We start from the raw sequence: 23,376 nt of genomic DNA, 5'->3' as shown, positions 1-23,376 counted from the left end.
GCAACCGGACGGCACATGTGATTGAAATGCAAGGGGAGTTTCTGGGCCACCCTACACGATTCGAATGCGTGACCGACGGCTTAGAAGGCCGCAGTCTATTCTCTTTCGACTTCTAGACTCCGGAGACAGTTGCATCCCGCAGTTCAGGTGATGGAATGAAAAGCCCTAGGCTTCTCCAGCAAAGCTTCCGCCCCGCTGCAGCACCTCTGTCGCACGCAAAAAAGCCCGCGCTCAGCGGGCTTCATCACGACTCGCAGTTCCAAAAGAATCTTCAGTGGCCTGATGTGCAGGCTCCCACTAAACGCCTGCAATGAGAAAAGTCAGATCTCTTCGATCGTAACCTCAGACTTATTCTTCACCGCATCATCAAACGCTTCGACCAGAAGCTCAAACAGATCACGGCCGGTACTAGACACAAAGTAATTACTCATCGAAGTGATATCGGAACTAATATCCTTACCCCAAGGAGGCTGCTTGGATCGATCGTCGTAATCCCATATCACTGCAGTCGGCGGAAATTTCTCCAACTCATTGCGAATTTCCTTCAACTCTTCCAGTGCCTTTTCCACGTGCTCCGGGGGTATACGCCCCTCATAAAACTCCCTCGATACTATGGGATACTTCGTTCCGGGACCGTTAGGCTCCAGCAGTCCCCAGATCGTGGCGAAGAACGAATTGAAGAAGCTCGAAGCACCGACCTCATCGACTATCGACCCTACTCGAACGCCAACTGACATGCGCTACCTCAATATCGTAATATTGCTTGGCTGAATTATACCGTTGCTGCGCGTGGAAATTGACTGAATGACGTTTTGCAACGCGCCACGACTGACTTCCTGACCTCGGATGTCGACGTACAGCGACTGTACCGTATTCTGCGGCAGTTGTTGAGCCCGATAGATCGCCTGATTTGACACGTTATCGATCAGCCTCTCCTGACCGGCCGGCGTCTCAATATTGTAGTTCTTAACTTCCACGCTCGAACCATCCTTGTACCAATCAGGACGTGTACTTCCCTTAGTTCCGTACGGAACCTCCTTCCCGTCCTTGAAGGACCTTTGTTCTTTGTACCCCTCACCCAGCTTCTTGCCAACGTCCTTTTCACTCTGTCTCCATGACGGTCTCTTGGGTTTGGCCGGGACTTTGAGCCCATCACCAGCCGGCTCTGCTTCGGCTGGCTTAACGACCTTTGATCCGTCAGCAGCACCTTCAGCGACTTCGGCCCCCTTGGCCGTCGCAGCCCCCGCCTCTGCCACTTCCCCCGTTTTCCCCGCCGCGCTCGCAATCTCTCCCGTTTTCCCGGCGGCATTGGCAACATCAGCGACCTCGCCAGCCTTGCCGGCAACGTTCACTGCCTCTCCAACCTTGCCTGCCACATTTCCGACTTCGCCGACCTTGCCTGCAGCGCCAACCCCGCCGACAAACAAGCCCCCGATGTCGACCGCGCCACGCCCAAGCGCCTCACCGTAGTTGCCTTGGCTCCACGCTTCCATGTATGGTTTCGTAATGCCGTCGACAATCGCTCCCGGATGCTCGTAGATCGCTTGCGCGGTCTTTCCGGCTGAATCCAACGTCTGCGAGTACCCGTGATAGTTGTATAACCCGGTCAGATCAGACAGCCCCTCGGCAGCCTGCGACACTGGCGATAACTTGGCTGCCCCGACTCCTAACCCGACCAAGCCCTTACCCATGTCCCACACCGCGCCGCCGGCTCCCTTAAAGAACCCGCCGACCTGATGCATGACGCCCTTCTCGGGAGGCGGATTAGCATCCCCCACGACGTTCCCGCTCGCATCCACCGAGCTTCCCGGCGCGGGAGCGGTTACGTAAGTGCCTGTACAGTTGCCGGAGTTCATCGTGCACGGGTCACCATCGCGAATAACCGGATGACCGCCCGCGCGAACCGTCGTGCTTCCCTTCGTCGGCTTGGTCTCGCCCCCACCGTTCCGGAGCGTACCCCGTCGGCTGAACCTGCTTCGTCGCCAGTACACGTCGGAACCACACTCTGATCGAGGACGTACGCCGGCTTCCCGTTGAATCGCACGCTCGGCACGATTCCCGATGACCCGCTCAGATCCGAGATGACCTGATAGGGCACCGGCGGCGTCGAACTGCCCATCGGCGTCTTGCAGACATCAGGCGTGCTACTGACGGCCTTGAAGCTACCGTCCTGTCTCGACGCAATCCGATTGCCCTTGGAGAAATGATCGGACGGTTGCGCCTGATCCTGCGGCTTATAAACGCCAGTTTCAAAGCGCCTTTGAACTGACTTCCCCGCCTCGTCAAATATATCCCGCAGATCGGGACGGTCGCTCCACGGATTCGGGGTATTCCACAGCGCATCCAGATTCTTCACCGCGTCACGGGCCTGCTCGACACTCTGGATGTTGAAGTGCTCGCGGAAAACATCGCCCGCGTCACCGGTAACGGTAATCTCCAACGGTTCAGCCATCTTGCGCTCCCGTCGATCCGACCGAAGTTGCCGGCGAACCTGCAGCAAGTCGCTCCAAGTCGGCATGATTCACAAACCTTGCCTCGAAACGCTGCGCACGCATGGACTTCATCAGCGTCGCGCGCCATACCAACGTCACCATAGGCTTTGCAGCATCCGACACGTCGACAGACAACGTATCGAGCAGCAACGGCGCAAACTTGAGCGACTGGTCGGTGTAGACCCATCCCATCGGTAGATGTCCTGGCAAGGCGATGCGCAGGATCGTATTGCCACGCTCGTCGACGGTCGACCCGGGCGTGCCGGCGGGAACAAGATTCGTCAGCACGATCATCTCGTTACCCTTCAGGTACGGCACCTGCATCAGCGGATGCGCGCCGTTCCAGTACCTGAACCGAAAATCGTCTGGCAAGCCCGGATGGCGCTCAGCGAGCCACTGGTCATCGTAGGTGCCGGCAAGCTCACGCCTCGATCGCCACGCTTTCCCGACGATACCGAAGCCAGCCGGACGCAGTGACGGGTGCGCCTGCCCATTCGAAGATGCTAGCCATGCTTGTATCGAGACAGGTTCACTGCCGGCTTCAATCTGCGGAGCAGCGACCTTCTGCTGCTTCGTCGCAGTAAGGAACCAACGCTCGGCAAACCCCAGACCGATCGGATTGTCTTCGCAGACCGTATGCGCCGCCGGAACGTTATCTTGATCGGGATGTGCAGCCTGCTGTTTGTCATCGAGCCGAGATGACTTCGGCACACGTTTTGAAGCCGGATCCTGCGCGTCGACCCGACACTGGCCGCCCCACGCGTATTCGTAGCGTACAGGCAGCGCTGCGATTGGCTCGGGCGGCGTCAGCCACCAGTCGACGGGACGTACGATGCCGAACGAAGCGATCTTCACGAGTCGATTCATGCCTCGACCAAGCATCGATCGTCGAGCAAAGTACCTTGGGCCGGTCACGGACAGCCTGCGATCCAGCAGGACTTGTGCCGTTGGCACACCCGCGTCGTCGTCGGATCGCATGGGTACCGACACTATTCGAACGCCTGCCACGAAGCGCGGCAACGATCGCCCCTGCGGCGCATGGGCCGTCCCGTTGATCAGTACGTCGCAAAGCGGTTTATATGGCGCGAGATCGCTTTCCTCCGCCACGCTGGACTGATTCGGCTCGCCGTGGAAACGATCTGATGTCGCGAGCGGCATCTGCTCCTGTGCCAGCACCAGCGAGCCATTGCGCAGCTCAAAAGTCTGGCGCAATACAACGGTATGGAACGACGCACCTTCCGGAGCAAACGATTCGAACGCCAATGCCGGGAAAGGCGTGTAATTGGAGAATTCCATCCCCGCTCCCGTCAGTTGACGTCGACATCCTTGCCGTTGATCTGCACCGGCCCCGAGCCCTCGATCAGCAACTGCGTGCCACGTAGCGTGATGTGCCCGTTGGATTCCATGATGAGAACGGCGCTACCGGTCTTCAGCTCGATCCGGTCGCCCGCCGTGATCGTGTACGTCTTGCCAACCATCGTGGTCTTCGACAACCCGACTTCTTCCGCACTGGCAAGCCCCGCCGACGTGTTAACTGCGCCGGCCACCGTCACCTGATAGCCGCCGCCCACTGTCAGCGCTTTTGCGAGCCCCACCGTCTCCGTCGACGTCAGTGCAATCAGGAGATTCTCCATCCCCTCGATCGTCTCGTTCCGGTTGCCGCCGACCGTCAGCGTCTCGTTGTTGCCAACGGTTTCGGTACGATCCACGCCAACGTGAATTGTCTCGTTGTTGTCGACCGTTTCCGTACGATCGTGGCCGACGTGCACCGTCTCATCGTGATCGATGTTCTTGGTGCGGTCGTTACCAACCCAGTGCGACTCGTCGTGCTCGACCTCGATGCGCTGATCCTTCTCGGCGTGAAGCCACACCTCTTCCTCACCCTTCTTGTCCTCGAAGCGGATCGCATTGGCGGTATTGACGTTACCGGTCTTGGTCGAACGCGTCAGAATCCCGCTCTGTGTCGCGTTGGCCGGCAATGCCCACGGTGGCATGTTCTGCGAGTTGTAAACGCGCGACGTCACGAGGGGACGGTCCGGATTTCCATCCAGGAAACTCACGACCACCTCATCCCCGATTCGCGGAATCTGAATCATCCCGAAACCGCTACCCGCCCACGGCTGGCTCACGCGCACCCAGCAGGAGCTGCCTTGGTCGCGTTTGCCGAGACGATCCCAGTGAAACTGCACCTTCACCCGGCCGAGACTATCCGTATAAATCTCCTCGCCCTTCGGACCTACGACGATCGCCGTCTGCGGCCCGACGATCGTCGGACGCTCGCCCTCGAACGCCGGACGGTACGGAATTTTCTTGCGAATGCAGGTGAAGCTGCACGAGTACGCCGAACTCCCCTCACCGGGCTCATAGTTGTTCGTGCCGGTGTGTGACACAGTCAGCAACAGGAATTGCCGGTCTTCCTGTTTGGTGCTGACGTGATCATAGTGGTCGTCCAGCTCGAAGTATCGGCACGGCATCATCCGCCGCCCCGTCGTCACCCCGACGAACGTTTTGCTGTGTGCAGCCAGCGCCTCCGTCCTGAAGCGCGTAAGCTCTTCCCCGCGATCGCTGTCAGCGAAACCATGCTCGCCGAGATAGTCGTAGATCTCGTAGGACGGTACGTCGCCTTGATTGACTTCGGTGCCGCCCGACACGAATCGCCGGGCATGGGGAATTTTGTAGTCGAAAGTTTTCAGTCCGACCGTGTCTGGCGCAAGCTGACGCTGCGCTTGAAATGACGTGATGACGGCAAGATTGTCCATCGCCTCGCCCTGGTTGTATTGCAGCGACGGACTGCGCCCGTCGATCGGCTTTGCGGTCACCGAGTTATCGGCAATGATCAGCTTGTGTCCATCCTTCGCATGCTCGAAGTAATAGAACAGGCCATCCTCCCGCATCAGCCGTTCGACAAAGGCGAGACCGGTTTCTCTGTACTGGGTGCAATAGCTGTGATTCCGTGTTCCCTTCGAGAGCCGGAACTCGAACGATGCGAGCTTGCCGTATTCGCGGAACACGCGTGAGAGGATCTCCTCGGTGTTCTCTTCCTGGAAAATTCGAATGTCCTGTCGGCGAGAGAGCATCCAGAGCCACGGCAGAATCGTTGCGCTATACATCGCAAAGCCACCATCCGTATCCAGATGCGAAAACGCTGCGACGTATCCGTGGAAGTAACGTTCTTCAGAGCTGGCGAGTGCATCGGTCAACTGTAACGTGATTGTCACCGGTTGGCCGATCAGTTTCTTCAACTCGATATTTTTGTCCTGTGACGCGAGCCGGACATGCATCTCGAAATTTTGAGATAACCCCTCTGTACAATGGAAATCGACGAGTACGAGATCCGATCGACCTTTCAGCGGGGTTTCGATCGTAAACAGGCGATTGCTCTGGAGCTGGAAGAAGCTCGCAATTTCTGACATTTGCATATGTAGCCTCGGAATCTCTCGGCGGAGGGGCATTTTTTGTCTGCGCGGCCATTCTAATATGTCTGCGCGTCATTTGGACTAGATGCCGCCCCCGAAAAACGGGGACCGATTATCTCGGACTGTTGACTATCTGCAGCGAATGGACCACTTGCTGTCACATTACGAACGTGAAGTCGGACTGCTTGCGCGCAGTCTGGCAGATTTCGCTCGACGCTTTCCGAAGATTGCAGCACGCCTCGGCATGACTGGCGGTCACGTCGAAGACCTGCACGTCGATAGAATGGTACAGACGTTCGCACTACTAGCCGCTCGTGTTGACGCGCAGCTTGACGACGATTACCCGCAATTCACCGAGGCCATTCTCGAAATTGCCTATCCGCAGTATCTGCGCCCGGTCCCGTCATGCGCGGTTGCGTCGTTCAACCCGTCGGTTCTGTTCGGCCAGCTTACCGAACCGCTGACGATTGCGCGCGGCACGATGCTGGACGCCAACGCCGCACCATGTCGCTTCCGTACCGTCTACGACGTCACGTTGTCGCCATTGCGCATTCACTCGGCTCGCTATTCACCTGCGACACTTGCACCGGCAGCGGCGCGCATCCCGGCGGATGTGACGGGGATCATTTCGATTACCTTTGCAAGCGAATCCGCGTCGCAAGCATTCGACGATACCATTCCGTCCGCCCCGGTTAGGGTGCATTTGACCGGAGAGCGACCGCTCGTCGCCGCGCTTTTCGATACGCTGTTGCTTCGCGCATCGAGCGGCTATGTGGAAGTGGATGAAAGTGGACGCTGGATCAGCTTGTCGAAAGTGCCGATCGAGCCAGCCGGTTTCGCCGATGACGAGCGATTGTTACCCAGCCCAGACGACACGAGCGCGCGATCGTTCCGGGATCTGGTCGAGTATTTCGCCTTCCCCGAGAAGTTCGATTTCATCGACATCGACCTGGATCGCATTCATCGCACCGCACGTTCCGCTGCAGCGCGACGGCTGACGCTTCACATCGCCGTGCGAGGCACGGCAGCCGATTCCGCTACCGCTCAGATCCTGGCGACGCTGAACACCAGCACATTCCGTTTGTTTTGCACGCCGATCGTCAACTTGTTCGAACGAGCCGCAACGCCTATCCAGCTTACCAGCAGCAATGACGCATATCCGATCACCCCGATCCCGTTGGCAACCGGCGTCCCGCTGAGCTTTTACTCGGTTGAAGCCGTTTATCTGGGTGAGCGCACGAAATCGGAGGAAGGCAAGGCACCCGTCGCTTCACACGCCCCACCGCGTACACAGGTGCGGCCGTATCATGCATTCAGTCATGCGCGGCCGACGGATTCGTCCGCCGTCTATTGGTTGGCCTGCGAAGATCAGGAAGCCACACGGGACAGCGCGCTTACGGCACCGCTACTGGCATTGGTCGACTTGAAGGGCCAAACCGCCTATCCACGATATCCTCAGGTCGATATCGATGTGCTGGCGACAAACGGAGAGATGCCGTCCCGGTTGCCAATCGGCGCCCCGGATAGCGATCTTTTGTACGAGGGTTCGGCACTGGCGTGCCCGATCGCGCTACTCTCTCGCCCCACCTTGCCGGCTGCCTTGCCGCGTGGCGGTGCACTTTGGCGCGTCCTTTCGGCATTGACGCCGCATCCGCTCGACCTGACGCAAACCGGACTACCCGCGCTGAAGGCGCTTCTCCGTTTCCATGCCCCGCGTTCCAGCGTGGTTGCTCAACGTTGCATCGACGCGATCGTCTCCCTCGACTACAAACCGACGATCAAGTGGATGTCTCTCGACAACCCGTTCCCGTCATTTGTTCGCGGTGTGGAGATCCTGCTTTCGTTCTCCGAGGCCGCGACACGTGATGTCAGCCTGTATCGATTCTCGGCTGTGATGGACCGGTTCTTCGGTCCGTACGCGCAGTCAAACAGCTACGTTCAACTTGTCGTGTTATCCGCCGAGAACGGCAACGAGCTTTTGCGGTGCGCTCCACGCCCCGGGACGCAACCGCTGATATAGATCAGTGGACGTAGCCAGCGAGAATTCCAACCCCACCGCCGAAGCCTTTACCGTCCGGGTTCAGTCCGGCATTGACACCCGCCATGATCAAGAGCGCCTTTGCCCGTTGTATCACCCATTCAAACAGCATGGGGTTAATCGTAAGCTGGCTTATGGCGAGCGATAGCAATGCCGGATTGATGCCAAGCAACATGACCGACCCACCGCCGCCAGCCAGTAGGATTTCAGCACTTCCGTCAAGATAAACGGCACCACCCTGAAAATCGGAATGCTCGAGTTCCGCCCCGGAGAAGGCCGATGTCATGTAGATCCAGCCGATGCTAGGAAACGCCTCTGCCGAACCACTTCCGCCGACAGATTTCCCCTTGATTGCGAACTTAGGCAACCGAACTTTCGGAATCTTGACGCCGACACCCCAACCGACACCAAGGCCCCCATACCAGAATCGCTGAAACTGTCCCGCTGGATTCTTCAACAAAATTTCACCGCCCGAACCCGTAACGAATTCGATACTCGCACCGAACGTCGAGCCAGTCTGGTACTCCCATTGACTACGTCGCAAGAAAGACATGGACTTATTCCAGAAGGTCAAGGCCGAGGGAAACTGAAGAAACCGCCTATCACTGCACTGACACCAAAGAAACCCAGGAAGATCGGTACCGTCCAGATCGCCAGGAATCGATCCAGGGTCGCAGACGTCTTGGGCGAAGACGCGAGATAGCGCACTTGCACAGCGTCACCCACTTTCATGCCGAACACGAGACCGCCTTGAGCGTATGAGATGTGCTCGCCGACGGAGGTCACAAACGCAATTTCCGGATGACTACTGCCGGCATTTAACGCAACGACCTCCCCATTCGCAACTTCAGATTTCCTGAGAAAGGCCCGCGTATCAACGATCGAATAGGCCATGCCTGCGAGTAGGGCCACACCAAGCAGGCAGAAGAACACCGCTTTCATCGCATCAGCTGACTTCGTCATGTTCGTTTATTTACCTCGATTCATGGCTGACGTCTCATCCACCGGGATGACTGATTTTACAGCCCGAGTCTATCGAATCACACAACCGGCATGCCCGACAAAAATGACCTTGCGCATTCTCGTATCATGTACGCGACGGCAAATTCATGAACCCGCACACGATGGCGAACACACCCATGGTGGTAAAAACGATCGACGAATTCCAAATTGCAACAAATACGTTCATCGTTGCACTGCCACCGGGATCGTCGGCCTGGTATCGCACTTCGACTCGCTGCCCCAGCTCCGCTTTCGTGACAATCCCGCCCTGCGGATACGAAATCTGCTGCCCTGTCTTGGTGGTGAATTAAATCTCGGGATGGTATCCGCCGGCATTGAGCTTAACAACGAGGCCCGGCACCACAATCGATGTTCGAAGAAACTCTCTAGTCGACTGTGCGCTGATTACAGCGGCGACAAGAAAGCCCACCCCAATCACCATGGCGCTGATGCCCTTAAACATGACGCTCTCGCTTACATTTCTGACGATTATTCGGGTGCTCAATGCTGACCGTGTCAGCTGTTCAAATTGAACCGGCCAGCCTTCCGTAGACAGCGAGCGTGGTTCGATAAGCCGGCTGTCGTGCGGCAAGTGGAATTGGACCAGAGTGCCGAGGTGCGGCTCTTCGCATCTATGGTCACATCGATAGGTATTAGAAGTCAGGCGACCAGGCATCCACGCCTCGATCACGTCGTGCGACCCGCTCGGCATTTCAGCCTACGGCGCCATCAAAGTGAGCGTTTGTCAGTGAGGGCAGCTGGTCCACCTGGATTGGTTGCGATCCGGGTTGACTACAAACACCTGCATGCTGCCACACAAGCAGGCCGACAGAGGACGGGGAAGTTGGAAATATCCGCTAACGCGATAACTTGACTGGCCCGCCCTACACGATTCGAACGTGTGACCTACGGCTTAGAAGGCCGTTGCTCTATCCAACTGAGCTAAGGGCGGTCGGGGAGAAAAGACACGGCCTGCCACGGACCGCATTCCGCGCCGGGCTTTCGAGCAGCAGCAACACCGCCAAACTCAAAGCCCCGAAACAAAACGGGCCCGGTACGAAACCGAGCCCGAAATTATACCCGATCATCGCGCCACATCACGCGAAGCGACCCATCACCGCGTCAAACCGGCTGCGGATGCAGCATGAACCAGCCGAGACAGAACACGCCGGCGATCACGCAATACACGCCGAACGACGCGAGCCGGCCGCGCCCTTCGAAATAGCGCATCAGGAATCGCACGCTCAGGTACGCGGCGATCGCCGTCAGCACGCCGCCGAGCAGCGCGTCGGCGAGCTGGTCGCGCGCATGGAACAGCTTCGGCAGCTCGAGCACGCCCGCCGCGAAGATGATCGGCGTGCCGAGCAGGAACGAGAATTCCGCCGCCTTCTCGGCCGTCAACCCGGCCGCATTGCCGGCGATCATCGTCAGCCCGCTGCGCGAGAAACCCGGAATCAGCGCGCCGATCTGCGCGAGACCCACGAAGAACGCCTGCTTGAACGTCATCTTCTCGGGCGCCTGGTGCGCGCGGCTGCGCTGGATGCGATCGCCGAGCCACAGCAGCACGCCGTTCACGATCAGCGCGATCGCCACGATCCGCAGGTCATGAAACACGCGTTCGATACGCTTCTCGAGCAGCAGCCCGACGATGCCGGTCGGGATCGTCCCGATGATGAGCGCCCACATCAGGTGGCCGTCGTCGTTCTTGCGGCCGCCGAGCTGCGCGAAGAAGCCGCCGATCAGCGCGACCCAGCGCGCGCGGAAGTACCACAGCAGCGCGAGCGCGGTGCCGAGGTGCAGCGCCACGAGGAACGGCAGCAGTTGCGGCGCGTGCTTGTCGATATGCATGCCGAACAGCGCCGGCACCAGCAACGTATGGCCGAGGCTGCTGACGGGGAAGAGTTCGGTGACGCCCTGCAGGACGCTCAGGAATACCAGAAACCAGAGGCTCACGCGTCGGTCCTTTTAGTCGAGATTAAGCGGGGAGAAAGACGGACGACGCGATGCGCGTCCGAAAAACGCGCCCCGATTATGCCGAGCCAGGATTACCGCGCCAAGGCATTTGGCAGGTTATTGCGGCAATGCACACAAACGCTTGCAATTTGTAAGGGCCCAGAAAGCAAAAAGCCCGCCATTTGCATGGCGGGCCTGTCGACTTCGGCAGGAATTGCCGTCAGCGGCCGAGCTGATAGAAAAATAATACCGTGCTGCCAGTGAACATGCCGAACAGTGCGATACCCATTGCCATTGCCAGATCCATGGCCCCCTCCACGAAGTGTCATGACCCGGCAACATCACCGGTTTAGAGGCATTATCCCGACCGTTGACAATGTTAAAAACTCGCAATTTCCCGAGAAGGGTTTTCCCCGAGCAGCCGCGGCCCGATAATGGAACGCGCGTTGCTCCGTCCACCCGCCCAACCCGATTCGCCATGCCGATCTTCCAGCAACACGATATCCACGAACTTCACGCCGGCCCGTCGCTCGTCCGGGTCGCTCCGCAATTCGGCGGCCGCCTGCTGTCCTGGCACGTCGACGGCGAACCGGTCATCTTCTGGCCGGAAACGGCCGACTGGAGCAACCTCGCACGCGTGCGCGGCGGCAATCCGCTGCTGTTTCCGTTCCTCGGCCGCCACCGCGTCGACGGGGAACTCGGCCGCTGGCGCGACGCCGCCGGCGTGGTCCGCGATCTGCCGATGCACGGCTTCGCGCGCGACCTGCCGTTCGACGCGCATCCGTCCGCCGACGGTGCCGCGCTGTCGATGACGCTCGACGCGAACGACGCCCTGCACGCGAGCTACCCGTTCGACTTCCGGTTCGAGACGACCTACCGGCTGGCCGACGCGCATACGCTCGACGTCGCGCTGACGACGACCAACCGCGGCGACACGCCGCTGCCCTACTACGCCGGCCATCATTTCTATTTCGCGCTGCCGCATGGCGAACGCGCGGAAACCACCCTCGAACTGCCGCCGACCCGCAGCTGCCAGCAGCGTCCGGACGGCTCGATCAGCCCGCTCGAACCCGGCGAAGCCCGCTACCGCCTCGACAATCCGGACATCCTCGACCGCTTCCACTGCCTCGACGGCGAACCGTCCGCGCCAGTGCGCATCGTGATGCCGGGCCGCGGCCGCACGATCGAGATCGCGCTCGACGCGCCGGGCTCGATCCCCTGGTACGCAGTCACGACCTGGACCGAAAAGCCGGATTCCGACTTCTACTGCGTGGAGCCGTGGCTCGGCCTGCCCGATGCGATCCACAACGGCCTCGGGCTGCGCATGCTTGCGCCGGGCGCAACCGAAACGGCCGCGCTGCGCATTCGCGTGCGGCCGCTCGCCGGCTGATCGGCGCGCCGAACGGGCGCGCAAGGGCCCCGGCAGCGGCACGAAACTGCGGTGCTCGGGTCGAACCCGTTAAAATCGGACGTTTTGTGTTGCCTGCCGCGTCACGCGCGGCGGGGTTTTGCGAGGTTCAATGTTCGGAACAACAACGAAGCGACTCTTCGCGGCCGCCTGCGCGGCCCTGCTCGTCGCGTGCGGCTCCGCGCCCGTCGGCCCCGGGTTCTATCGCGTCGAGCGTGGCGACACGCTCTACAAGATCGCGCGCGACAACCGCACGTCGGTACAAAACATCGTGCGCTGGAACCAGATGGCGAACCCCGATGCGATCGAAGTCGGTCAGGTGCTGCGCGTCGCGCCGCCGCCCGGCACGGCCACCGCATCGACGCCGTCGACCACCGGCACCGGCAGCGCGGGACGCGCCCGCCCGGCCCCTTCCGCGCCGGTCGAATCGGCCGTGAAACCGGCCACGAGCATCGCGCTGGTCTGGCCGGCGGCCGGCAACGTGGTGCGCACGTTCGACGGCTCGAAATCGAAGGGGATCGACATCGCGAACGCGCCGGGCACGCCGGTGGTCGCGGCCGCGCCGGGTGTCGTGGTCTATGCCGGCAACGGGCTGCGCGGCTACGGCAACCTGATCATCCTGAAGCACAACGCCGACTACCTGACCGCCTACGCGCACAACCGCGCGCTGCTGGTGAAGGAAGGCCAGTCGGTCACGCAGGGGCAGTCGATCGCGGAGATGGGCAACAGCGACAGCGATCGCGTCGCGCTGCATTTCGAGCTGCGCTACGGCGGCCGGTCGATCGACCCGTCTCGTTACCTGCCGGCCCGCTGAGCGACCAACGGACGACACGCGATGCCGGCGCGCATCGCGTGCCGTCGCGGCGAAAAACGGGAATGGTCGAGTCAGCGCTTGCGCAGACGTCCGGTGAAACGGCCGGACAACGGATCGACGTGACTGGCAAACGCCACCAGCGCACCGATTCCGATCAGGCTGAACCCCGCAGCTATCAGAAGCAAATCCATGGTCACATCACTGTTTTGTCGTGATCTTATGCGTCATTCCGGAATCGTGCACCGAGCGTCGGCCGTTGGACGAGCCCGAGCATTCCCTATCAGCAGACCCCATTGTGGATTCGTCTGCGTGAAAACCTGATGTAAGCCGTGCGCCCGACGCCACGATCGACACCCAGGAGACAATCGATGCTGCCCGCCGCCGACCGCTACGACGACCTGCTCTCCCGCTTCCGGTGGAACATTCCGGCGCGCTACAACATCGGCGTGGACGTCTGCGACAAATGGGCCGACGGCAGCGGACGCCTCGCGCTGATCTACGAAACGGCGCAAGGCGACGTGTTTCGGATGACGTTCGACGATCTGAAGAATGCCTCTAACCGTTTCGCGAACAGCCTCGCGCGTGCGGGCCTGCAACGCGGCGACCGGATCGGCATCCTTCTCGCGCAGGGTCCCGAAACGGCTGTCGCGCATCTCGCGGCGTACAAGCTCGGCGCGATCGCGGTGCCGCTCTTCACGCTGTTCGGCGTCGATGCACTCGAATACCGGCTCGCGAACAGCGGGGCCGCCGCGCTCGTCACCGACGCGGCCGGCTACGCGAAAATCGCGCCGCTGCGCGCGCAGCTGCCCACGCTGCGTACCGTCTACTGCGTCGGCGACGATGCGCCCGACGCGCCGGGCGTGCTGCGTTACGACGCGGCGCTCGCCGCCGAAACGCCGGAGTTCGTGCCGGCCGATACGGCTGCCGACGATCCGGCGGTGATCATCTACACGTCCGGCACGACGGGCAAACCGAAAGGCGCGCTGCACGCCCATCGCGTGCTGCTCGGCCACCTGCCCGGTGTCGAGATGTCGCAGCAATGCTTCCCGCGCGATGCACGCCTGTTCTGGACGCCGGCCGACTGGGCATGGATCGGCGGCCTGCTCGACGTGCTGCTGCCGTCGTGGCATCACGGCGTGCCGGTGCTCGCGCGCCGCTTCGAGAAGTTCGACGGCGACGCGGCGTTTGCGTTGATGGCGCGGCACGGCGTCACGCACGCATTCCTGCCGCCCACCGCGCTGAAGCTGATGCGCACCGTAGCGGCTCCGCGCGAACGCCATGCGCTGTCGCTGAAATCGGTCGCGAGCGGCGGCGAATCGCTCGGCACCGAACTGACGGCCTGGGGGCGCGACGCGCTCGGCGTGACGATCAACGAGTTCTACGGGCAAACCGAGTGCAACATGGTGCTGTCGTCCTGCGCGGCGCTGTTCGACGCGCGGCCCGGCGCCATCGGCAAGGCGGTACCCGGTCATGCGGTCGCGATCGTCGACGCGGACGGCACGCCGCTGCCGCCGGGCGTCGAAGGTCGCATCGCGGTACGCCGCCCCGACCCGGTGATGTTCCTCGAATACTGGCGCAACCCGGATGCGACGCGCGACAAGTTCGCGGGCGACTACCTGCTGACCGGCGATACGGGCACGCTCGACGCCGACGGTTTCGTGCGCTTCGTCGGCCGCGACGACGACGTCATCACGAGCGCCGGCTACCGGATCGGCCCGGGGCCGATCGAGGACTGCCTGCTCACGCATCCGGCGGTGCGAATGGCGGCCGTCGTCGGCGTGCCCGACGCGACGCGCACCGAGATCGTCAAGGCGTTCGTCGTGCTGAACCCCGGCCACGTCGGTGACGACACGCTCGTCCTCGCGCTGCAGGCCCACGTGCGCACGCGGCTCGCCGCACACGAATACCCGCGCGCGATCGCGTTCGTCGACAGCCTGCCGATGACCGCGACCGGCAAGATCGTGCGCCGCGCGTTGCGCGACGCGTAGGCCGCTCACCTCCGGCTCGGCCCGTGCGGCCGGATGGTTTATAGTGGCGCCACGCAGTTTTTCCAAGAAAACGATGTCCTCAGATCAGCCATCCGCCGCGGGCGCGTCGCACAGCCCGCTCTACGCCAAACTCCTCGGCGAAACCGCGAAGATCGACTGGTGCGATCTCGAACGCTTCTTCGCGCAGGGCAAGCTGCTGTCCGTCGCGCGCGACCTCGATCTCGTCAGCGTCGCGGAAGCCGTCGCCAGCGACGATGCCGAACAGGTCACGCGCTGGCTGTCGGCCGGTCTCGTCGCGCGCATGCCCGCCGAGACCGCCGCCGACTACGCGGCGCGCAACCCGGAGCTGTGGGCGGTCGTCGTCTCGCCGTGGGTCTGCGTGCAGGAACGCGCCTGACGCGTCCGCCATGTCCGAATCCGCGTTAGCGCACGGAGCCGGCGCCGGTTCGGCCACCGTCACGCATCGGCGCGTCCTCGCGCTCGCCTTCCCGATCGTCCTGGCGAACCTGACCCAGCCAATCCTCGGCGCCGTCGACACGGCCGTCGCCGGCCACCTCGACGGCGCGCAGTATCTCGGCGGCGTCGCACTCGGCGGGCTGTTCTTCAATTTCGTGTTCTGGGGTTTCGGCTTCCTGCGGATGGGGACGACCGGCCTCGTCGCACAGGCGCATGGCGCCGGGGACACCGCCGGTATTCGCCTGAACCTGCTGCGCGCGCTGATCGTCGCGTTCGCGCTCGGTAGCACCGTGCTCGCGCTGCAGGTGCCGCTGCTGTCGTTCGCACTGTCCGCGCTCGGCGGCAGCGACGCCGTCCGCGCGACGGCGCTCGCATACAGTCATGCGCGGATCTGGAGCGCGCCATTCGCGCTCGCGAACTACGTCGTGCTCGGCTATCTGCTCGGCGTACAGCGTGTGCGGCTGGCGCTGGTCGCGCAGGTGTTCATCAACGCGGTGAACATCGGTGCCGTCCTGCTCTATGTGTACGGCTTCGGTTGGGGCAGCGCCGGCATCGGTGCCGCGACCGCCACCGCGGACGCTTGCGGCTTCGCGCTCGGTGCGTGGATGCTGTGGCGGTTGCGCCCGCGCGGCCTTGCGCCGATCGCGGTACGCGCACTTGCCGAGCGCGCCGCGCTCAAGCGCCTGGTTGCGCTCAATCGCGACATCTTCCTGCGTACGCTGTGCCTGCTCGGCGCGTTCGGCTGGTTCGCGCACCTCGGCGCAAGACAAGGCGACGCGACGCTCGCGGCAAACGCGCTGCTGCTGAATTTCCAGACCTTCATGGCTTATGGCCTCGACGGCTTCGCGCATGCGGCCGAGGCGCTCGTCGGTGCGGCCGCCGGGGCGCGCGACCGCCGCGCCTTTCGGCAGGCCGTGCGCGTCACGCTGCTCTGGTCGGCGCTCGGCGCGCTGCTGTTCGCGCTCGTCTACTGGGCGGCGGGCGGCTGGATCGTCGCGCGCCTGACCGACCAGGCCGAGATCCGCGCCGTCGCGTTGCGCTATCTGCCGTGGGCTGCGATCTCGCCGATCGTGTCGGTCTGGGGCTTCCTGCTCGATGGCGTCTTCATCGGCGCGACGCAAACGCGATCGCTGATGCGCGCGATGGTCGTGTCGCTCTCGATCTTCATTGTTGCCACGTTCGCGGCCGTCGGCACGTTCGCCAATCACGGTCTGTGGTTCGCGCTGCTGCTGTTCATGGCCGCGCGCGGCGCGACGCTCGCGCGTTACCTGCCCGGGCTGCTGCGGCGCATCGGCGCCGACGCGCACGCCGCGTCCGCCGCCCGCGCGTGACGGCGAACCCTGTCGTTACTGCGTCGGTTTCGGCGGCGGCGCGTCGAGCATCGACGGCGGCGTCATGTCGGTCGGCACGCCGTGATAGTCGGCCGGGTCTTCCGGCGGGTGGCCGCGACGGGCCTGGCGAGGATCGCTGGTGCAGGCGGCAAGCAGGGATGCGGCCAGCACGGCCAGCATGAAACGGGTCATCGGATGTGGCTCCGGAAAACGGTGCGCCCATCGCGCGCCGGGACCGCGCCGAGTCTAGCGGAAATCCGGTTTCAGGGTCGTGCCGCGCATGTCCTACTATGTACGCATGGCGCTGTGCCGTGGAAAGGAGGCTGCCATGTCGTCTGAAGAAATTGCGGGCCTGATCGGCCTGTTCATTGGCCTGATGGTGCTGGTCGCGCTGTCGTACTTCGAGTCGCGCGAATACAAGCGCAGCCATGGCGGCGAAGGGATGATCCACCATTGGATGGCGGAACATCACCTGCTCGACTGGCGGCGCAAGCACTGAGCGAGCCGCCCCGCAGTCCGGCCCGTATCGACGATCCGGGCCGTCCTGAAACGTGCCATCCCGTGGCACGCCGGCAATCGCATACCGCGGAAATTATCAGGGCCGAATGCACGAACGCCGTCGCCTGACCAATGGCACGCGACGGCATTCGCGTGCGCGCACCCGGAGCGGGCGCGCCGCGGTTCGGACGGTTCAGCCCAGGAAGTGGCGGGCGTAGCGCGAGTTGATGTCGGACAGGCGGAACAGCGTCAGGAAATCCGCGCAGTTGAAGTCGGGATCCCAGGCCGGTGCGCCGCAAATCTTCGCGCCGAGACGCAGGTAGCCCTTGATCAGCGGCGGCGGTGCGACCACGGTGCCCGTCTGCAGTTCGTCGACCGGCAGCGCCGTGTGCGGGAACGCGCGGTACTCGGGCGCCGTCAGCGAGCCTGCCGACAGCGACTGGTACAGGTTCGCCGCATAGTGGCCGCCATCGGCCATCGACACGCTCGCGCAGCCGAGCATCGTCTCGTAGCCGTTCTGCATCATGTACGCGCCGAGACCGCCCCACAGCGCCATGATGACGGCGCCGCTGCGGTAGTCGCTGTGCACGCACGAGCGGCCGACCTCGACCATCTTGCCGCGCAGGTGCGTGAGGCGCGACAGGTCGAATTCGCCCTCGGCATACAGGCGGCCGACCCGCGCCGCCTGGTGCGGCGGCAGCACGCGGTACGTGCCGACGACTTTCAGCGTGTCGAGATCGCGCACCAGCAGGTGGTCGCAGTACGCATCGAACGGATCGACGTCGAGACCGGAGGGACCGCTGACCTGCGCGCCCATCTCTTCGGCGAACACGCTGTAGCGCAGGCGCTGGGCTTCGCGCAATTCGTCTTCCGTACGCGCCCATGCGGCGCGCAGGCGATACTCCGATGTGACGGTTTCACTGGCGCGCGGCAGGTGGCGCCGCGACGTGTCGAGGGGCAGCGAGGCAAAAGGGAGCGTAGGCGTCGGCAGTTCTCGCATTAGGCTTTCCTGGTCGTAAGGAATAAGGCGACATGCCCGCCAATGTAGTAACCGGCCGTGACCGTTATGTGGCACGACCGTGTCCTTTCAATGACGTGTCGCCGAATTGACTTTAGCAGAAAGCTTGCGAAACCGTATGATCAATCCCTTCAAACCTATTCAGCCGGGATTCACACCAGTTCCGGCGTCAATACCGCCCGCAATACCGCCTGCCGACTGCCGTCACGCGTGCGGCTCGCGAGCCACACGATGCCGCCCTTCCTGACGCTCCAGCTGTCGTCGCCGCCGGTGATCAATTGCGCGGCGACACTGCCGAGCGTCGGCTGGTGCCCGACGATCACGACCGTCGGCGCGATGCCGTCCGGCCAGCCTGCCGCTGCCAGCACGTCGTCGACGCTGCCGCCCGGTGCGAGCGCGTCGACGGTCCGGTACTGGTCGGTCAGCGCCTCGACCGTCTGCACGGTGCGAGCCGCCGGGCTCGCGAGGATCACGCTGTTCGTCTCGAGCCTGCCGCGCAGCCATTTGGCCATCGCCTGCGCGTCCTTGCGGCCGCGGACGGTCAGCTGGCGCGCGAGATCGCTGGTCGCATGGTCTTCGGCTTCGGCGTGACGCCACAGGATCAGGTTCATCATGATGTTCTCCTTGCTTCGGCGAGCGTCCGCGCACGCATGCGTCGCGGCCGGCCGATCGTCCCGTGGATTGTCGCAAATCGCGGCCGGTTCGCCGCCGCGGCATTTACCCGCATGTCGTGATTGACCGGATGGATCATGCAACGATATAATCTTTGGCTCGTCGGAGCGTAGCGCAGCCTGGTAGCGCATCTGATTTGGGATCAGAGGGTCGTAGGTTCGAATCCTATCGCTCCGACCAAAGGAATCAAGGGGTTACGGTTTAACACCGTAGCCCCTTTTCTTTTTCCGCTGGCCGTTACCGTCTTGTTACCGGAAAATGGCTGGCACGGCATCGAACATTGCCGGCACCAATCGAACCCCGACGGGTTCAACGTTAGCTTCCGCCCGCTTGGTCCATACGCCCTCGCTTGCATTTCGCAAGGCAAAACAGGGGCTGGACCAATTGCACTGCAAGTGATAACATGTGGTTTGTACGGGGTGGTGAAACTTGGTAGACACACCGACTTGCCAAGTCGGCGCTGCGAGGCGTGCGGGTTCGACTCCCGTCCCCCCCACCAAAATTGCGCGGGCTCTGAGTCTTGACTCAGGGCCCGTTTTGTTATGCTTCAAGGCAATCTGCGTCCTTCCGGGAGAGTATCGACTTAGGAAGGTCGCCGCGAGTCATCATTCGCTTCCGCGCAGCATCACCGAAGCAACCTTTCGTGCCGCCAATCGGTGTGAGAGCACGGGAACGTGCACCTCCACATCCAATCGCTCACCAGCAATACACGGGGAAGCCCTCACAGACTCCAAAATCTTTGGCCGTGTATCGAGGTATACGGACTCGCTCAAATCAGCCTCCCCAAGCTCGACCCAGTCCGCCCCAGACCGTCGCTCGAGAGCAAAGCGCGCGTCAGTGACGCCAACGTCTCCGTCTTCGGACCTAAATGTTTGGCTAACGGCGACATGCGTTGCCTCGGGCAGCGCTGTCCGTTTTATAAAGCGTAGACGATAGAGATCGTCCAGATCGAGATAGTCTTCCATATGTGGTCGATATTGACTGCTACTAAGTAGCCCGGAATTCAGTTGCGCCATTTCACGCTCATTGCGAGGCGAGCGATGGCCCGTTCCCGAGTAAACGCAATAGCGCGCTCGCGCTTTGCCCCGCTTGAATTCTCCCCTACGGCCTCGTGTCTTGCAACGTCGACCAGCTTTCGTTCCATGTATACATCGAAGTTCGAGCGACTACGATACGTTCCAGTAGGAGGACGGAAGCACATTTCTACGTTGCTCGGAACACAGTGCATGGAATCGCAGCATGGGTCGTCGCCGCGCTCGCGAGCGGCTACGCATCGGCGCGGACCGACACGAGCGGCATCCTGGTCGCCGTGGACGGCACGATTTCGTACGCATACGGCAACGAGGGCCGCGCGCATCTGGTTGGGCTGGGCAAGGCATCCCGGCGCGCTGGCGAGCACGCCGGCGAAAGTCGAGCTGGACTTGATGACGTTCGTCGAGCCGATCCAGCCCGCGCTGAACGCGATGTATCCGAGTCACGTGGTTCGCCTGCACACCGCATCCGACGAGTGGTGGCATGAAACGCCTGTCAGCGCGACTTAGCAGATGAATGTGTCGAGCGTGACGACGACAACGATTCCCGCGACCAGTGAAAAACCCGTTGACACACGCTATACGCTCAAGCCAACGCACAAGGCGCGCGCCGAGGCGATGTCTGCCTCGACCCCGAACCTCGCGAAGAAGTGCCGGATAGCGATGGGGAAGATCCTGTGGATGCGCTGAGCGTGGCACAGCTGATACGGATAGGTACGGGCACGTAGACTCGTCGCGTGAAACTGACGGCGTCGGTATCCGAACGCAACCACGGAAATGACGAAGGACCAGGAAACAATATCCCTGGCCCTTCGTTCGATATGGTGCGGCTGCGGGAACCACAAAACAACCATAATGCCTTGATTAGCAAGGACATCCACGGACCGCCGATCGCCCGTCGATTAGCCGAAAAAGCGCGTCACGTCCCTTCCTTACCTTTGATCAGATAATGCGCCAGACGTTGATACTCGTCTGTGTTACCTGCGACCCCAAATGAGGCGGAGAATTCGATTAACTCTTCGATGTCTTTTACCGAGCGCCCAGCCAAAACGGACATCAAAGAACTGATTGTCTCCTTCCGCGCTTTCTTGGGCTCGAAATCTTTGGTCAAACGCTCACCGAACCGGCGAAGATCGTCATTGGTCGGCAGCAATTGTCCTCGCCTAATCAGCTTATCGAATTCCGAAAGGACACGAAACTTCTCCGCATCTTTGTCCTTCAAGGCGAAGACCGCACGGGATGTAATCTCCTCCATCGGCTTGGTTTTCATTGGTCGAGAAGCAGCAGAGGATGAAGTTGGTCGATGCGGAGGCTCACGCTTGCCAGAGAGAAAATCCAGAAGTGACGTCCCATAGCCACGCTTACGCAGAAGTTCAACCGCCTCCTGCAGTTCGCCATCTGAATACTCTTCTAGTAGCTGCGCGATCTGAAGTGCCAACGAGACAGTCGTTTTCCTCATTTTGCTCCAATTGCCTCCAAGAACTTATTACCAACATTGGCAAACTCATCCTTCACGTAGTCACGCGCATGGTCAGTCAAGAAGATTGGCCACCCTTGCCGCGATCCAGCAGGGTACGAATCCGAGTGGTGCGCAGCTTCATCGAAAACAGGCCAACCGAAGGTGTTTGCAAGCTTCTTAACGTCGGACCGCGATTTTTTTTGCTCGGGCGGTGTGCCAGTCCTGCGGAGATCATTGAAAATGATCCCGGCCATTTCTAACGTTTGGTCCTGATGCATTAGTCGGAATTCTTCCAACGAGCGCGCAAGCAAGGGCAAACCAATCGTTGCGAGAAACTCAGGCTTAACCGGCACGACAACATATCGACTAGATCGGTAAGCGGCTGTAGTCAGAATAGATTCGGTAGGTGCGCAATCAATAAGGATCAGATCGTAGTCGCCACTTACCTTGGCCAAGAACTGTGGAAGAAGATGCGCCTTCTCCGTAGGATTTTTGAGTGTCCACGCGAGTTCCAGACGCGACGGAATCAAGTCCAACAAACTACCATCTTGCTGCCAATGGTGGAGACGATGAATGACATCGCCTGGATCAAGCAAGGTTGGCGCCCCCTTCGCGGGCTTCGGAGCCGAAAATTGCTCAAAGATATCAACGACCGTCGCCTTCTCAGAGTCCAGATATTCTAGGTATTTCTCAGCCCCCATGAAGTACTGGCTCAAGTTCGCCTGTGGATCAAGATCGATCGCCAATACACGCATGTTGGCGCGCCACGCACAAAACCAAGCAAGATTGAAAGCAAGTGTCGTCTTTCCAACCCCGCCCTTCATGTTTATCAAAGATACAGTAACGGTCACGTCTGGTTCCTCTATTATTTTCTGTAGCGTTAGAAATTTTTGAAACCGCCGTAGCGTCCAGCGATACTGCCCCCGAGAACTAGGCCGACCAACTTCGCCCGAGTCTTTCAAGCGATAACAGCTTACCACCCTCCCCTTTGCCGACACACCCCCATCCGTCGCTATCAGCCGCCATGGCGGCTTGACACGCCGGTCAACAAACGTCCGGTTTCTGACCGCCGTGAGAACCACCCCGGCAGCGGTAATCAATCCCAGCCGGGGTAATTTATTACCGTATAATATGATTTCCACGTTTGTTTACCGGTGAAATCATGTCCCGCACGTTCCTCTACGCTCGCGTGTCCACGGCCGAGCAGACTACCGACAATCAACTGCTGGAAGCCAGTAGCGCGGGTTTCGCCATTCAGCCCCGCCACACGGTTACGGAGACCATTTCCGGCAGCGTGCCGACCGCCGAGCGCCCCGGCTTCTCAAAGTTATTGGAACGGTTGGACGATGGCGATACGCTCGTCGTTACTAAGCTAGACCGACTCGGCCGCAACACAACCGACGTGCTCGCGACCGTCGAGCGGCTGGCCGAGATGGGCGTTCACGTCCATTGTCTTGCGCTCAAGGGTGTCGATCTGACCAGCGCATCCGGAAAGCTACACATGACGGTGCTCGCAGCTGTTTCTCAGTTCGAGCGCGACCTGCTCATCGAGCGCACACATGCGGGACTGGCGCGCGCGAAAGCCGAGGGCAAGAAACTGGGGCGCAAGGATGCCCTAACGCCGGAACAGAAGGATGAGATTCGGAACAAGCTTGCAGCAGGGGCTACTGCCCGTGGACTGGCCAAGGAATACGCCGTTTCTCACCCCACTGTGCTGAAAATCGCTCGTCCGCACTGACTGCCGTCCGTCATTCTCGCGCACCCCAGCTTGACCTGACGCAATATCCCAGAAATCGCCAA

Annotated in this window: 23 protein-coding genes and 2 tRNA genes; 10 read left to right on the top strand and 15 right to left on the bottom strand. The window is 61.3% G+C overall.

What is annotated here, in order from left to right:
• Nucleotides 1-320: 320 nt before the first annotated feature.
• The 5 genes from VXM69_RS26355 to VXM69_RS26335 all read right to left on the bottom strand — a co-directional run bounded on the left by VXM69_RS26355 (nucleotide 321) and on the right by VXM69_RS26335 (nucleotide 5,911).
• Nucleotides 321-737, bottom strand: coding sequence for an Imm70 family immunity protein (locus VXM69_RS26355; protein ID WP_124669800.1), 417 nt, complete (start codon nucleotides 735-737; stop codon nucleotides 321-323).
• Between the two features lie 3 nt (nucleotides 738-740).
• Entirely contained in the window at nucleotides 741-1,742 is a 1,002-nt protein-coding gene (locus VXM69_RS26350; RefSeq protein ID WP_367189486.1) for a hypothetical protein, read from the bottom strand.
• A 110-nt stretch (nucleotides 1,743-1,852) separates the two neighbouring features.
• Nucleotides 1,853-2,452, bottom strand: a complete 600-nt coding sequence (locus VXM69_RS26345; RefSeq protein ID WP_367189485.1) for a DUF4150 domain-containing protein — start codon at nucleotides 2,450-2,452, stop codon at nucleotides 1,853-1,855.
• On the bottom strand, nucleotides 2,445-3,788 hold the full coding sequence (locus VXM69_RS26340) for a DUF2169 domain-containing protein (RefSeq protein ID WP_124669801.1): 1,344 nt from the start codon (nucleotides 3,786-3,788) through the stop codon (nucleotides 2,445-2,447). Before VXM69_RS26340 ends, VXM69_RS26345 begins: the two co-directional genes overlap by 8 nt.
• A gap of 11 nt (nucleotides 3,789-3,799) precedes the next feature.
• Entirely contained in the window at nucleotides 3,800-5,911 is a 2,112-nt protein-coding gene (locus tag VXM69_RS26335) for a type VI secretion system Vgr family protein (RefSeq protein ID WP_367189484.1), read from the bottom strand.
• A gap of 139 nt (nucleotides 5,912-6,050) precedes the next feature.
• Between VXM69_RS26335 and tssF the strand changes: the two genes are divergently transcribed.
• Complete coding sequence (gene tssF / locus VXM69_RS26330; protein ID WP_367189483.1) at nucleotides 6,051-7,928, top strand: type VI secretion system baseplate subunit TssF; 1,878 nt, start codon at nucleotides 6,051-6,053, stop codon at nucleotides 7,926-7,928.
• A 1-nt stretch (nucleotide 7,929) separates the two neighbouring features.
• Here tssF and VXM69_RS26325 read toward each other — a convergent pair whose 3' ends face one another.
• From VXM69_RS26325 to VXM69_RS26305, 5 genes are all read right to left on the bottom strand, one after another.
• Nucleotides 7,930-8,499, bottom strand: coding sequence for a hypothetical protein (locus VXM69_RS26325; RefSeq protein WP_124669804.1), 570 nt, complete (start codon nucleotides 8,497-8,499; stop codon nucleotides 7,930-7,932).
• A gap of 17 nt (nucleotides 8,500-8,516) precedes the next feature.
• Nucleotides 8,517-8,909 carry a DUF3592 domain-containing protein gene (locus VXM69_RS26320; RefSeq protein ID WP_241012856.1) on the bottom strand — a complete coding sequence of 131 codons (393 nt, stop codon included), beginning with the start codon at nucleotides 8,907-8,909 and terminating at the stop codon, nucleotides 8,517-8,519.
• 124 nt (nucleotides 8,910-9,033) lie between these two features.
• Nucleotides 9,034-9,210: a hypothetical protein gene (locus VXM69_RS26315; RefSeq protein ID WP_367190209.1), complete on the bottom strand. Its 177-nt coding sequence runs from the start codon at nucleotides 9,208-9,210 to the stop codon at nucleotides 9,034-9,036.
• Nucleotides 9,211-9,823: 613 nt separating this feature from the next.
• Nucleotides 9,824-9,900: transfer RNA gene (locus tag VXM69_RS26310), tRNA-Arg, on the bottom strand.
• 170 nt (nucleotides 9,901-10,070) lie between these two features.
• Nucleotides 10,071-10,901, bottom strand: coding sequence for an undecaprenyl-diphosphate phosphatase (locus tag VXM69_RS26305; protein WP_011351628.1), 831 nt, complete (start codon nucleotides 10,899-10,901; stop codon nucleotides 10,071-10,073).
• 478 nt (nucleotides 10,902-11,379) lie between these two features.
• Between VXM69_RS26305 and VXM69_RS26300 the strand changes: the two genes are divergently transcribed.
• The 5 genes from VXM69_RS26300 to VXM69_RS26280 all read left to right on the top strand — a co-directional run bounded on the left by VXM69_RS26300 (nucleotide 11,380) and on the right by VXM69_RS26280 (nucleotide 16,898).
• Entirely contained in the window at nucleotides 11,380-12,291 is a 912-nt protein-coding gene (locus VXM69_RS26300; protein WP_049029343.1) for an aldose epimerase, read from the top strand.
• A 130-nt stretch (nucleotides 12,292-12,421) separates the two neighbouring features.
• Nucleotides 12,422-13,123 carry a peptidoglycan DD-metalloendopeptidase family protein gene (locus VXM69_RS26295; RefSeq protein ID WP_034186679.1) on the top strand — a complete coding sequence of 234 codons (702 nt, stop codon included), beginning with the start codon at nucleotides 12,422-12,424 and terminating at the stop codon, nucleotides 13,121-13,123.
• 368 nt (nucleotides 13,124-13,491) lie between these two features.
• On the top strand, nucleotides 13,492-15,111 hold the full coding sequence (locus tag VXM69_RS26290; protein WP_034186678.1) for an acyl-CoA synthetase: 1,620 nt from the start codon (nucleotides 13,492-13,494) through the stop codon (nucleotides 15,109-15,111).
• A gap of 73 nt (nucleotides 15,112-15,184) precedes the next feature.
• Nucleotides 15,185-15,508 carry a DUF2288 domain-containing protein gene (locus VXM69_RS26285; protein ID WP_034186677.1) on the top strand — a complete coding sequence of 108 codons (324 nt, stop codon included), beginning with the start codon at nucleotides 15,185-15,187 and terminating at the stop codon, nucleotides 15,506-15,508.
• A gap of 10 nt (nucleotides 15,509-15,518) precedes the next feature.
• Nucleotides 15,519-16,898, top strand: a complete 1,380-nt coding sequence (locus VXM69_RS26280; RefSeq protein ID WP_367189482.1) for an MATE family efflux transporter — start codon at nucleotides 15,519-15,521, stop codon at nucleotides 16,896-16,898.
• A 15-nt stretch (nucleotides 16,899-16,913) separates the two neighbouring features.
• On the opposite strand, the gene VXM69_RS26275 is transcribed toward VXM69_RS26280, so the two are convergent.
• Nucleotides 16,914-17,090, bottom strand: coding sequence for a hypothetical protein (locus VXM69_RS26275; RefSeq protein ID WP_167361866.1), 177 nt, complete (start codon nucleotides 17,088-17,090; stop codon nucleotides 16,914-16,916).
• A 136-nt stretch (nucleotides 17,091-17,226) separates the two neighbouring features.
• Between VXM69_RS26275 and VXM69_RS26270 the strand changes: the two genes are divergently transcribed.
• Nucleotides 17,227-17,397 (top strand): hypothetical protein, encoded by a 171-nt coding sequence (locus VXM69_RS26270; RefSeq protein WP_162840567.1) that lies wholly within the window; start codon nucleotides 17,227-17,229, stop codon nucleotides 17,395-17,397.
• Nucleotides 17,398-17,589: 192 nt separating this feature from the next.
• Here VXM69_RS26270 and VXM69_RS26265 read toward each other — a convergent pair whose 3' ends face one another.
• Together VXM69_RS26265 and sixA are read right to left on the bottom strand one after the other, a co-directional pair.
• The gene (locus VXM69_RS26265) at nucleotides 17,590-18,396 is read right to left on the bottom strand and encodes a GNAT family N-acyltransferase (RefSeq protein ID WP_034186675.1); all 807 of its coding nucleotides are present in this window, start codon (nucleotides 18,394-18,396) and stop codon (nucleotides 17,590-17,592) included.
• 170 nt (nucleotides 18,397-18,566) lie between these two features.
• Nucleotides 18,567-19,028, bottom strand: a complete 462-nt coding sequence (gene sixA, locus VXM69_RS26260; protein WP_175027641.1) for a phosphohistidine phosphatase SixA — start codon at nucleotides 19,026-19,028, stop codon at nucleotides 18,567-18,569.
• 161 nt (nucleotides 19,029-19,189) lie between these two features.
• Between sixA and VXM69_RS26255 the strand changes: the two genes are divergently transcribed.
• Nucleotides 19,190-19,266 (top strand) — tRNA-Pro (locus VXM69_RS26255).
• Nucleotides 19,267-20,630: 1,364 nt separating this feature from the next.
• Nucleotides 20,631-20,807, top strand: coding sequence for a hypothetical protein (locus VXM69_RS26250; RefSeq protein WP_367189481.1), 177 nt, complete (start codon nucleotides 20,631-20,633; stop codon nucleotides 20,805-20,807).
• Between the two features lie 229 nt (nucleotides 20,808-21,036).
• Here the strand turns inward: VXM69_RS26250 and VXM69_RS26245 are convergent, their stop codons facing one another.
• Together VXM69_RS26245 and VXM69_RS26240 are read right to left on the bottom strand one after the other, a co-directional pair.
• The gene (locus VXM69_RS26245; RefSeq protein ID WP_367189480.1) at nucleotides 21,037-21,555 is read right to left on the bottom strand and encodes a hypothetical protein; all 519 of its coding nucleotides are present in this window, start codon (nucleotides 21,553-21,555) and stop codon (nucleotides 21,037-21,039) included.
• A 17-nt stretch (nucleotides 21,556-21,572) separates the two neighbouring features.
• Entirely contained in the window at nucleotides 21,573-22,427 is an 855-nt protein-coding gene (locus VXM69_RS26240; protein WP_367189479.1) for a ParA family protein, read from the bottom strand.
• Nucleotides 22,428-22,738: 311 nt separating this feature from the next.
• On the opposite strand from VXM69_RS26240, the gene VXM69_RS26235 reads away from it, so the two are divergent.
• Nucleotides 22,739-23,314, top strand: a complete 576-nt coding sequence (locus VXM69_RS26235) for a recombinase family protein (protein ID WP_367189478.1) — start codon at nucleotides 22,739-22,741, stop codon at nucleotides 23,312-23,314.
• The last annotated feature ends 62 nt before the right edge of the window (nucleotides 23,315-23,376 follow it).

This window comes from Burkholderia sp. Ed8, assembly GCF_040761425.1.
Taxonomy (GTDB): Bacteria; Pseudomonadota; Gammaproteobacteria; order Burkholderiales; family Burkholderiaceae; genus Burkholderia; species Burkholderia seminalis.
Note: the sequence above shows the minus strand (reverse complement) of the source record. Positions and strands in the feature narration are given on the sequence as shown.

Excerpts from the sequence above, each read along its gene's own strand:
- VXM69_RS26355 (WP_124669800.1), bottom strand. The coding sequence starts at position 737 with ATGTCAGTTGGCGTTCGAGTAGGGTCGATAGTCGATGAGGTCGGTGCT.
- VXM69_RS26350 (WP_367189486.1), bottom strand. The coding sequence starts at position 1,742 with ATGCATCAGGTCGGCGGGTTCTTTAAGGGAGCCGGCGGCGCGGTGTGG.
- VXM69_RS26345 (WP_367189485.1), bottom strand. The coding sequence starts at position 2,452 with ATGGCTGAACCGTTGGAGATTACCGTTACCGGTGACGCGGGCGATGTT.
- VXM69_RS26340 (WP_124669801.1), bottom strand. The coding sequence starts at position 3,788 with ATGGAATTCTCCAATTACACGCCTTTCCCGGCATTGGCGTTCGAATCG.
- VXM69_RS26335 (WP_367189484.1), bottom strand. The coding sequence starts at position 5,911 with ATGCAAATGTCAGAAATTGCGAGCTTCTTCCAGCTCCAGAGCAATCGC.
- tssF (WP_367189483.1), top strand. The coding sequence starts at position 6,051 with ATGGACCACTTGCTGTCACATTACGAACGTGAAGTCGGACTGCTTGCG.
- VXM69_RS26325 (WP_124669804.1), bottom strand. The coding sequence starts at position 8,499 with ATGTCTTTCTTGCGACGTAGTCAATGGGAGTACCAGACTGGCTCGACG.
- VXM69_RS26320 (WP_241012856.1), bottom strand. The coding sequence starts at position 8,909 with ATGACGAAGTCAGCTGATGCGATGAAAGCGGTGTTCTTCTGCCTGCTT.
- VXM69_RS26300 (WP_049029343.1), top strand. The coding sequence starts at position 11,380 with ATGCCGATCTTCCAGCAACACGATATCCACGAACTTCACGCCGGCCCG.
- VXM69_RS26295 (WP_034186679.1), top strand. The coding sequence starts at position 12,422 with ATGTTCGGAACAACAACGAAGCGACTCTTCGCGGCCGCCTGCGCGGCC.
- VXM69_RS26290 (WP_034186678.1), top strand. The coding sequence starts at position 13,492 with ATGCTGCCCGCCGCCGACCGCTACGACGACCTGCTCTCCCGCTTCCGG.
- VXM69_RS26285 (WP_034186677.1), top strand. The coding sequence starts at position 15,185 with ATGTCCTCAGATCAGCCATCCGCCGCGGGCGCGTCGCACAGCCCGCTC.
- VXM69_RS26280 (WP_367189482.1), top strand. The coding sequence starts at position 15,519 with ATGTCCGAATCCGCGTTAGCGCACGGAGCCGGCGCCGGTTCGGCCACC.
- VXM69_RS26275 (WP_167361866.1), bottom strand. The coding sequence starts at position 17,090 with ATGACCCGTTTCATGCTGGCCGTGCTGGCCGCATCCCTGCTTGCCGCC.
- VXM69_RS26270 (WP_162840567.1), top strand. The coding sequence starts at position 17,227 with ATGTCGTCTGAAGAAATTGCGGGCCTGATCGGCCTGTTCATTGGCCTG.
- VXM69_RS26265 (WP_034186675.1), bottom strand. The coding sequence starts at position 18,396 with ATGCGAGAACTGCCGACGCCTACGCTCCCTTTTGCCTCGCTGCCCCTC.
- sixA (WP_175027641.1), bottom strand. The coding sequence starts at position 19,028 with ATGATGAACCTGATCCTGTGGCGTCACGCCGAAGCCGAAGACCATGCG.
- VXM69_RS26250 (WP_367189481.1), top strand. The coding sequence starts at position 20,631 with ATGAATGTGTCGAGCGTGACGACGACAACGATTCCCGCGACCAGTGAA.
- VXM69_RS26235 (WP_367189478.1), top strand. The coding sequence starts at position 22,739 with ATGTCCCGCACGTTCCTCTACGCTCGCGTGTCCACGGCCGAGCAGACT.